Source organism: Variovorax boronicumulans NBRC 103145 (assembly GCF_001591345.1).
Taxonomy (GTDB): Bacteria; Pseudomonadota; Gammaproteobacteria; order Burkholderiales; family Burkholderiaceae_C; genus Variovorax; species Variovorax boronicumulans.
The window spans coordinates 1-8,444 of sequence record NZ_BCUS01000181.1 but is presented as its reverse complement, the minus strand read 5'-3'; the positions used below and the strand labels follow the sequence as shown (position 1 = coordinate 8,444).

At 69.4% G+C, this 8,444-nt stretch carries 11 protein-coding genes; 7 read left to right on the top strand and 4 right to left on the bottom strand.

Annotated elements, in window-relative coordinates:
* The 3 genes from VBO01S_RS29700 to VBO01S_RS29690 form a co-directional block, all read left to right on the top strand.
* The coding region (locus VBO01S_RS29700) for an alpha/beta hydrolase (protein ID WP_218005424.1) at positions 1–849 on the top strand (849 nt) is incomplete at its 5' end.
* Positions 846–1,436, top strand: coding sequence for a malonic semialdehyde reductase (locus tag VBO01S_RS29695; protein ID WP_062482342.1), 591 nt, complete (start codon positions 846–848; stop codon positions 1,434–1,436). The genes VBO01S_RS29700 and VBO01S_RS29695, both read left to right, overlap by 4 nt.
* Before the next feature lie 10 nt (positions 1,437–1,446).
* Complete coding sequence (locus VBO01S_RS29690) at positions 1,447–2,184, top strand: sulfite exporter TauE/SafE family protein (protein ID WP_062482339.1); 738 nt, start codon at positions 1,447–1,449, stop codon at positions 2,182–2,184.
* Between the two features lie 12 nt (positions 2,185–2,196).
* Here the strand turns inward: VBO01S_RS29690 and VBO01S_RS29685 are convergent, their stop codons facing one another.
* Positions 2,197–2,898: a YggS family pyridoxal phosphate-dependent enzyme gene (locus tag VBO01S_RS29685; RefSeq protein ID WP_062482337.1), complete on the bottom strand. Its 702-nt coding sequence runs from the start codon at positions 2,896–2,898 to the stop codon at positions 2,197–2,199.
* A 51-nt stretch (positions 2,899–2,949) separates the two neighbouring features.
* Between VBO01S_RS29685 and VBO01S_RS29680 the strand changes: the two genes are divergently transcribed.
* From VBO01S_RS29680 to VBO01S_RS29670, 3 genes are all read left to right on the top strand, one after another.
* Entirely contained in the window at positions 2,950–3,993 is a 1,044-nt protein-coding gene (locus VBO01S_RS29680) for a type IV pilus twitching motility protein PilT (RefSeq protein ID WP_062482334.1), read from the top strand.
* A gap of 29 nt (positions 3,994–4,022) precedes the next feature.
* Positions 4,023–5,159: a PilT/PilU family type 4a pilus ATPase gene (locus tag VBO01S_RS29675; RefSeq protein ID WP_062482331.1), complete on the top strand. Its 1,137-nt coding sequence runs from the start codon at positions 4,023–4,025 to the stop codon at positions 5,157–5,159.
* 65 nt (positions 5,160–5,224) lie between these two features.
* Entirely contained in the window at positions 5,225–6,133 is a 909-nt protein-coding gene (locus tag VBO01S_RS29670) for an NAD(P)-dependent oxidoreductase (protein ID WP_062482328.1), read from the top strand.
* A 30-nt stretch (positions 6,134–6,163) separates the two neighbouring features.
* On the opposite strand, the gene VBO01S_RS29665 is transcribed toward VBO01S_RS29670, so the two are convergent.
* The 3 genes from VBO01S_RS29665 to VBO01S_RS29655 form a co-directional block, all read right to left on the bottom strand.
* Entirely contained in the window at positions 6,164–6,958 is a 795-nt protein-coding gene (locus tag VBO01S_RS29665; protein WP_062482325.1) for a BON domain-containing protein, read from the bottom strand.
* A complete protein-coding gene (locus VBO01S_RS29660; RefSeq protein ID WP_062482322.1) occupies positions 6,955–7,596 on the bottom strand; it encodes an SIS domain-containing protein in 642 nt (213 codons plus the stop codon). The genes VBO01S_RS29665 and VBO01S_RS29660 overlap by 4 nt, the downstream gene beginning before the upstream one ends.
* Positions 7,597–7,681: 85 nt before the next feature.
* Positions 7,682–8,053 (bottom strand): YraN family protein, encoded by a 372-nt coding sequence (locus VBO01S_RS29655; protein ID WP_062482319.1) that lies wholly within the window; start codon positions 8,051–8,053, stop codon positions 7,682–7,684.
* 46 nt (positions 8,054–8,099) lie between these two features.
* On the opposite strand from VBO01S_RS29655, the gene VBO01S_RS29650 reads away from it, so the two are divergent.
* Positions 8,100–8,444, top strand: a 345-nt coding sequence (locus tag VBO01S_RS29650; protein WP_255221239.1) for an SAM-dependent methyltransferase, incomplete at its 3' end; no start/stop codon positions are given.

Below are 8,444 nucleotides of genomic sequence, written 5' to 3'. Positions count from 1 at the left end.
CCCGCCATGCTGCCGCCCCCCGCAGCCGGCGACGGCGAGCGCCGCTACAACGCGCGCCTGGCCGTCCCGCACTACCAGGACATCTTCGACGGCTGGGCACGCACGTCCGCCGCGGTGCGCGAGCGCGCCCGCGCGCGGCTCGACATCGCCTACGGGCCGCACGCGGCCGAGCGCCTCGACCTGTTCCTGCCCGAGGGCCGCCCACACGGCACGCTGGTGTACATCCATGGCGGCTACTGGCGCTCGCTCGACAAGAGCGACGCCTCGCTGTTCGCGCCGCCTTTCACCGCGGCCGGCTACGCGGTCGCGGTCGTCAACTACGCGCTGTGCCCGGCGGTGGACGTGGAGACCATCGTCGCGCAGGTTCGCCGTGCGGCCGCATGGCTCGCGTCGCACCACGCGCAATGGGATGCCCCGCCGGCACGCCTGTTCGCCTGCGGGCATTCGGCCGGCGGGCACCTGGCGGCGATGCTGCTGGCCACCGAGCCGGTGGTGGCGGCCGCGATCTGCATCAGCGCGCTGTACGACCTGCGCCCGCTGCTCGACGTGCCGTCGGTGATGGACGCCACGCGCTTCACGCCGCGCAGCGCGGCGGCGCTGAGTCCGGCGCTGTGGCGTCCCCTGACCGGTACGCGACTGCTCACCGCCCTGGGCGGCAACGAGAATCCTGGCTTCCGCGAACAATGCGACACCATCCGCCTGCACTGGCGCGACGTTCATGCGGGCCACATCGAGTGCCCGGGTCATGATCATTTTTCGATCCTCGACGAACTGGCGCGCGCCGACGGCGCGATCGCGACAGCGACCTTGCGGCTGATGCAGTCCTTCGACCTTCCACGTTCCCCATGATTCCAGACAGCGCCCTCGACACCCTCTTTCGCCAGGCCCGCTCCCACAACGGCTGGCTGCCCCGCCCAGTCAGCGAGGCGCAGCTGCGCCAGATCCACGAGCTCGTGAAGTGGGGTCCGACCTCGGCCAACTGCTCGCCGATGCGCGTGGTCTTCGTGCGCACCGACGAAGGCCGCGAACGCCTGCGGCCGCTGCTCTCGCCCGGCAACGTCGACAAGACGATGACGGCGCCTGTCACCGCGATCCTCGGTTTCGACACGGCCTTCTATCGCGAACTGCCACGGCTCTTTCCGCACCGGCCGTCGATGCAGGACGACTTCACGGGGCCCGACAAGGAGGCGCACGCGCTGCGCACGGCCTTTCGCAACGCGAGCCTGCAGGCGGCCTACTTCATGCTCGCGGCCCGCGCCATCGGGCTGGACTGCGGGCCGATGTCGGGCTTCGACGCGGACGGCATGGACGCCGCCTTCTGGCACGGCACCTCGGTGCGCACCAACTTCCTGTGCAACCTCGGCCACGGCGACCCCGCCAAGCTGTTCGAGCGCCATCCGAGACTCGCGTTCGAAGAAGCCTGCCGCTTCGCCTGAGGGTCGCACGATGCTTGTCGATGCGACGTTGATCGCCGCCGCCTTCGTGGCGGGCACCCTGAACGCGGTGGCCGGGGGCGGCAGCTTCCTGACGCTGCCGGCCCTGGTGTTCGCCGGCGTGCCAGCCGTCAGCGCCAACGCCACGGGCACGCTCGCGCTGCTGCCCGGCTACCTGTCGGCGGCCTGGGGCTTGCGCGGCGACACCCAACCGCCGCCCGGGCTGTCCATGCGGACGCTCGTGGTGCTTTCGCTGATCGGCGGCAGTACCGGCGCGCTGCTGCTCCTGCTGACGCCCGATGCCACCTTCCGCCGCGTCGTGCCCTGGCTGCTGCTGCTCGCCACCTTGCTGTTCGTGCTGGCACCGCGCCTCACGGCGTCTCGACAGTCGGGCGCGCACCGGCCGGCGGTCGCGATGGTCTCGGTGCTCGCCGTCACGGTCTACGGCGGCTACTTCAACGGCGGGCTGGGCATCCTGCTGCTGGCACTGTTCGGCTTGCTCGGCCAGACCCGCCTGCTGGCGGCCAACGGGCTCAAGAACCAGGTGTCGGCGCTGCTCACGCTGATCGCGGTCGCCCTCTATGCCTGGGGCGGCCTGATCGCCTGGCGCGAGGCCGCGATCATGGCGGGCGCCGCGCTGCTCGGCGGCTACCTCGGCGCCCGGGGCGCGCGGCGCCTGCCGCCGGCCTGGCTGCTCGCGGGCATCGTCGCCACGGGGCTGACGATGAGCTTGCTGTTCTTCCTGCGCTAGGGGCCTATGACTTCAGGCGGGCTTGCGCGCCCGCCCGCCGAAGATCGCCGTACCGACCCGCACCATCGTGCTGCCGGCGCTGACCGCCGCCTCGAGGTCCCCGCTCATGCCCAGCGACAGCGTGTCCAGCGCGATGCCCGCCGCGCGGATCGCCTCGAACACCGCATGGGCGCGCAGGCACAACGCGCGCTGCGCCGCGAAATCGGGCGCCGGTTCGGGGATCGCCATGAGCCCGCGCAGCTGCAGCTGTGGCAAGGCCGCCACAGCGCGCGCGAGCGCCAAGGCCTCTTCCGGCGGCACGCCGGACTTGTTTGCACCGCCGTCCACGTTGACCTGCAGGCACACCTGCAGCGGCAGCAGATGGGCCGGGCGCTGGGCCGACAGGCGCTCGGCGATCTTCAGGCGGTCGATGCTGTGGACCCAGTCGAACTGCTCGGCCACGGGCCGCGTCTTGTTGCTCTGCAGAGGGCCGATGCAGTGCCATTCGAGTCCCGCGCGCAGGTCGGCCAGCGCGGCGATCTTGTCCAGCCCCTCCTGCACGTAGTTCTCGCCGAAGGCCGCCTGGCCGGCCGCGTGCGCCTCGCGCACCGCCTCCGGCCCGAAGGTCTTGGACACCGCCAGCAGGCGCACCGCCGTCGGGTCGCGCCCGGCCTGCGCACAGGCCTGGTCGATCCGGGCCCTTACTTGCTGGAGGTCGTCGCCAATCATCGTCATAATCTTCCGAATTCGTATCAAAACGTCACTAAAGCCTGCCTGAGGAGCCCCGTGGACATCACCCAACTGCTGGCGTTCAGCGTCAAGAACAAAGCCTCCGACCTGCATCTGTCGGCCGGCCTGCCGCCGATGATCCGCGTGAACGGCGACGTGCGCCGCATCAACGTCGATGCGCTGGACCACAAGGCCGTGCATGCCATGGTGTACGACATCATGAGCGACACGCACCGCAAGCACTACGAAGAGTTCCTGGAGGTCGACTTCTCGTTCGAGATCGACGGCCTCGCGCGCTTCCGCGTGAACGCCTTCAACCAGGCGCGCGGTGCGGCCGCGGTGTTCCGGACCATTCCCTCGAAGATCCTCACGCTCGAGCAGCTCAACGCGCCGAAGATTTTCGGCGAACTCGCGCTCAAGCCGCGCGGGCTGGTTCTGGTGACGGGCCCCACGGGCTCGGGCAAGTCGACCACGCTGGCGGCGATGGTGAACTACCTCAACGAGAACGAATACGGCCACATCCTCACGGTGGAAGACCCGATCGAGTTCGTGCACGAATCGAAGAAGTGCCTGATCAACCAGCGCGAAGTGGGGCCGATGACGCTGTCGTTCGCCAACGCACTGCGCTCCGCCCTGCGCGAAGACCCGGACGCGATCCTGGTGGGCGAGTTGCGCGACCTCGAAACCATTCGCCTGGCGATGACCGCGGCCGAAACGGGCCACCTGGTGTTCGGCACGCTGCACACCTCGTCGGCCGCCAAGACCATCGACCGGATCATCGACGTGTTCCCGGGCGAAGAGAAAGAAATGATCCGCGCGATGCTGTCGGAGTCTTTGCAGGCCGTGATCTCGCAGACGCTGTGCAAGACCAAGGACGGCCAGGGCCGCGTGGCGGCGCACGAGATCATGCTGGGCACGCCGGCCATCCGCAACCTGATCCGCGAGGCCAAGGTCGCGCAGATGTACTCCACCATCCAGACCGGCCAGGGCTCGGGCATGCAGACGCTCGACCAGAACCTGACGGAGCTGGTGCGCCGCAATACGATCTCTGCCGCCGAAGCGCGCGGCAAAGCGAAGATTCCCGAGAATTTCCCCGGCTGATCCCTACAGTCCTTCGGAGCACAGACATCATGGAACGCGATCAAGCCAGCCAGTTCATCAACGACCTGCTCAAGCTCATGGTGAGCCGCAACGGCAGCGACCTGTTCATCACCGCCGACTTCCCGCCGGCCATCAAGGTCGACGGCAAGGTCACCAAGGTGTCGCAGCAGGCGCTGGGCGCGCAGCACACGCTGGCGCTCACGCGCTCGATCATGAACGACCGCCAGACGGCCGAGTTCGAGCGCACCAAGGAGTGCAACTTCGCGATTTCGCCGACCGGCATCGGGCGCTTTCGCGTCAACGCGTTCGTGCAGCAGGGCAAGGTCGGCATGGTGCTGCGGACCATTCCCGCCAAGCTGCCGACCATCGACGGCCTGGGCATGCCGCAGGTGCTCAAGGACGTGGCGATGACCAAGCGCGGCCTGACCATCCTGGTGGGCGCCACGGGCTCGGGCAAGTCGACCACGCTGGCCGCGATGATCGACTGGCGCAACGAGAACTCCTACGGCCACATCGTCACGGTGGAAGACCCGGTCGAGTTCGTGCACCCGCACAAGAACTGCGTGGTGACGCAGCGCGAAGTGGGCATCGACACCGACAGCTGGGAAGCGGCACTGAAGAACACGCTGCGCCAGGCGCCCGACGTGATCCTGATGGGCGAAATCCGCGACCGCGAGACCATGGAGCACGCCGTGGCCTTCGCCGAAACCGGCCACCTGTGCATGGCCACGCTGCACGCCAACAGCGCCAACCAGGCACTCGACCGCATCATCAACTTCTTCCCCGAAGAGCGCCGCGCGCAGCTCCTGATGGACCTGTCGCTGAACCTGCGCTCGCTGGTGTCGCAGCGGCTGGTTCCCACCGAAGACGGCCAGGGCCGCGTCGCCGCCGTCGAGATCCTGCTGAACACGCCGCTGATCTCCGACCTGATCTTCAAGGGCGAGGTGGGCGAGATCAAGGAGATCATGAAGAAGAGCCGCAACCTGGGCATGCAGACCTTCGACCAGGCGCTGTTCGACCTGTTCGAGGGCAACGCGATCAACTTCGAAGAAGCGATCCGCAACGCCGACTCGGCCAACGACCTGCGCCTGCAGATCAAGCTCAACAGCCAGCGCGCGCGCAGCACCGACCTGGCGGCCGGCACCGAGCACTTCGCGATCGTCTGAGGTCGCCCCGCCGGTGCGTCCCTGGGGCGCGCCGGCTTTCTTTCTTTGGCTTTAAGCTGTCGGCCATGAGCAGCATCAACCCCCGCACCTACGAATCCGTTCCCGCCCAGACGGTGGCCTTCCTCGGCCTCGGCGTCATGGGCGGGCCCATGGCCGGGCACCTGGCCAAGGCCGGCCACGCGGTCACGGTCTACAACCGCACGCCCGCCAAGTCGCAGGCCTGGGTCGCCGAGTTCGGCGCGCCCGGCCGCCACGCCCCCACCCCGCGCGAAGCGGCGGCCGGCGCCGACATCGTGTTCTGCTGCGTCGGCAACGACGACGACCTGCGCTCGGTGGTGCTGGGCGACGACGGCGCCCTGGCCGGCATGAAGCCCGGCGCCGTGCTCGTGGACCACACCACAGCCTCGGCCGACGTGGCGCGCGAGCTGTCGAAGGCGGCGCAGGCGCGCGGCCTGCACTTCATCGACGCGCCCGTGTCGGGCGGCCAGGCGGGCGCGCAGAACGGCGCACTCACCGTGATGTGCGGCGGCGACGCGGCGGTGTTCGAGCGCATCCGTCCGGTGGCCATGGCCTTCGCGCGCGCCGTCACGCTGCTGGGCGACAGCGGCGCGGGCCAGCTCGCCAAGATGGTGAACCAGATCGCGATCGCGGGGCTGGTGCAGGGCCTGTCGGAAGCCATCGCCTTCGGCCAGCGCGCCGGCCTGGACATGGAAGCCGTGCTCGGCGTCATCGGCAAGGGCGCGGCCCAGAGCTGGCAGATGGACAACCGCGGCAAGACCATGATCGAAGGCAAGTTCGACTTCGGCTTTGCCGTCGACTGGATGCGCAAGGACCTGGGCCTGGTGCTCGACGAAGCCAAGCGCAACGGCGCGCGCGTGCCGGTGACGGCGCTGGTCGACCAGTTCTATGCCGACGTGCAGCAGGCCGGCGGCAGGCGATGGGACACCTCGAGCCTGATCATCAGGCTCAAATGAAAAAAGCCCGCGGAAGCGGGCTTTTTGGTTTCAGCGGACCGGCGAGGTCGTTGCACCGCCGGCCGGCGCGGGCAGCGGCTCCATCGGCGGCAGCGGCACGCGCGAACCCGAGGCAGCACCCGGCGTGGATGGCGTCGCATTGCTCACCGGTGCGGGGCCCGTGCCGCCGCGCTGCGCGGCGGACTGGTTGGCTGCCTGGCTCGCGGCAAGGTCGGCCTCGCTCACCACCTCGACCACGCGCACGACCTTCGCCACGCCCGTCACGCCGCGCGTGATCTCGGTGGCGCGATCGGTCTCGCGGCGCGTGGCGATGCCCATCAGGTAGACCGTGCTGCGCTCGGTCACGACCTTGAAGGAGTTGGCGAAGATGTCCTTGGCGTCGAGCAGCGAGGCCTTCACCTTGCCGGTGATGTACAGGTCGTTCGAACGGTCCTGGAAGGTGCTCGGGGCGCCGATGGTGAGCTCGTTCACCACCGAGCGCACGTTGACCACGCGGCTCACCTCGTCCTCGACGCGGCGGCGGTCGGCGTCGTTGCCGACGGCGCCGGTCAGCAGCACCTGGCGGTTGAAGCTGGTGACGCTCACGTACATGTTGTCGTTGGCGATGTCGCGCACGCGGGCCGCGGCACGCAGCTCGATGCCCTGGTCGTCGAGCTGGGCGCCCGAGCTGCGGCGGTCGGTCGCCACCATGCCCACGCCCACCACCGCGGCGCCGCCCACGACGAGCGGCACACAGGCGGACAGTCCGGCCACCAGGGCGGCGCCCAGGGTGAGCGCCAGAGCGAAACGTTGGGTCGAGGCCTTGGTCAGGGTCGTCATGGTCATGAGGAAACTTCCTGTTCTCCGAGTAACTGGGCATCCACGCCGTCGCACAGGCAATGCAGCGCGAGCAGGTGGATTTCGTGAATGCGCGCTGCACGCTCGTGCGGCACGCTGATCTGTACATCGGTTTCGCGCAGCGCGCGGCCGATGGCGCCGCCGGTGCCGCCGACGCCGGGCGCCGCGGTGGCCAGCCCCGTGGCGGCGTTGCCGAGCAGCGCCACCACCGTCATGTCGCGCTCATGCGCGGAAAGCACGGCAGCCAGCACCGCGGACGACTGCCCGCTGGCGCTGAGCACCAGCAGCACGTCGCCGGCCTGGCCAAGCGCGCGCACCTGGCGCGCGAAGCGGTCGGCATCGGCGGCCTGCGGGCTGTCGGCCGCCGGGTCGGTGGTGTCGCCGGGCAGCGCGATGGCACCCAGCTCGGGCCGCTCGCGTTCGAAGCGGCCCACGAAGTTCGACGCGAACTGCGCGGCCAGCAGGCCCGACACGCCGGCCCCGCAGGCCAGCACCTTGCCGCCGCTGGTCACGCAGGCCAGCAGGGCCTGCATCGCTTGAGAGATGGGTTTGCTGAGGACCGGGCCGGTCTGGTATTTGAGGTCGGCACTGTCAATGAAGTGCTGCTGAATCCGTTGCTCGAGCATGGGGCGCGATGATAACTGGGGGTCGTGAAACAAGACGTTTGAGTGGTGGAGCCTTCAGGAAGGCTTCAGTTCCCTGGCGAGTGCGTCAGCCGGCATCGAAGGCGGCTTTCAACCACGTGATTTTCTCCTCGATCAGCACCACGTCGAAACGACACGGCGGCAGCGACCGCAACCGGCCCAGATAGTGCCGCGCAGCCAGCACGATGCGCTGCTGCTTGCCCGCCGTGATGCTGCCGCCCGCGCCGCCATGCGAGCCCGCGCTGCGCTGTCGCACCTCGACGAACACCAGCGTGCCGTCGCGCGGATCGCGCATGATCAGGTCGACCTCGCCGCCGCCGCGCCCCGGCGTCCGATAATTGCGCGCGACCGGCACGAGGCCGGCCTGGCGCAGGTGGTCGAGCGCGGCGTCTTCCGCCGCATCGCCGCGATGCTTCGTCGTCGTGGTGCTTGTCGTCATGGCTCCCTGCCCTGTTCTTGTTTTCGCTGCCCTACGGAGAAACCTCTTGGCTTCACTCGCCCCTGCTTCCTTCGGCGCGGCCCTGCCGGCCGCGCTCGACGCCGCGGGCGCGCAGCATTATCCGCAGGGCACGCTGTATGTCGTCGCCACGCCGATCGGCAACCTGGCCGACATCACGCTGCGCGCGCTGCATGTGCTGCAGCTGGTGGACGCCGTCGCCTGCGAGGACACGCGCCACACGCAGAGCCTGCTGCGCGCCTACGGCATCGACCGCCCCGGCGCCCAACTGCTCGCGGTGCACCAGCACAACGAGGCCGAGGCCGCGCAGGCCGTGGTCGCGCGGCTCGCGCAGGGGGAGCGCATCGCCTACGTGAGCGACGCCGGCACGCCC

Bases quoted from the DNA above. Each gene is read 5' to 3' on its own strand.
- VBO01S_RS29670 (WP_062482328.1), top strand. From the start codon at position 5,225: ATGAGCAGCATCAACCCCCGCACCTACGAATCCGTTCCCGCCCAGACG.
- VBO01S_RS29660 (WP_062482322.1), bottom strand. From the start codon at position 7,596: ATGCTCGAGCAACGGATTCAGCAGCACTTCATTGACAGTGCCGACCTC.
- VBO01S_RS29665 (WP_062482325.1), bottom strand. From the start codon at position 6,958: ATGACCATGACGACCCTGACCAAGGCCTCGACCCAACGTTTCGCTCTG.
- VBO01S_RS29675 (WP_062482331.1), top strand. From the start codon at position 4,023: ATGGAACGCGATCAAGCCAGCCAGTTCATCAACGACCTGCTCAAGCTC.
- VBO01S_RS29690 (WP_062482339.1), top strand. From the start codon at position 1,447: ATGCTTGTCGATGCGACGTTGATCGCCGCCGCCTTCGTGGCGGGCACC.
- VBO01S_RS29685 (WP_062482337.1), bottom strand. From the start codon at position 2,898: ATGACGATGATTGGCGACGACCTCCAGCAAGTAAGGGCCCGGATCGAC.
- VBO01S_RS29655 (WP_062482319.1), bottom strand. From the start codon at position 8,053: ATGACGACAAGCACCACGACGACGAAGCATCGCGGCGATGCGGCGGAA.
- VBO01S_RS29695 (WP_062482342.1), top strand. From the start codon at position 846: ATGATTCCAGACAGCGCCCTCGACACCCTCTTTCGCCAGGCCCGCTCC.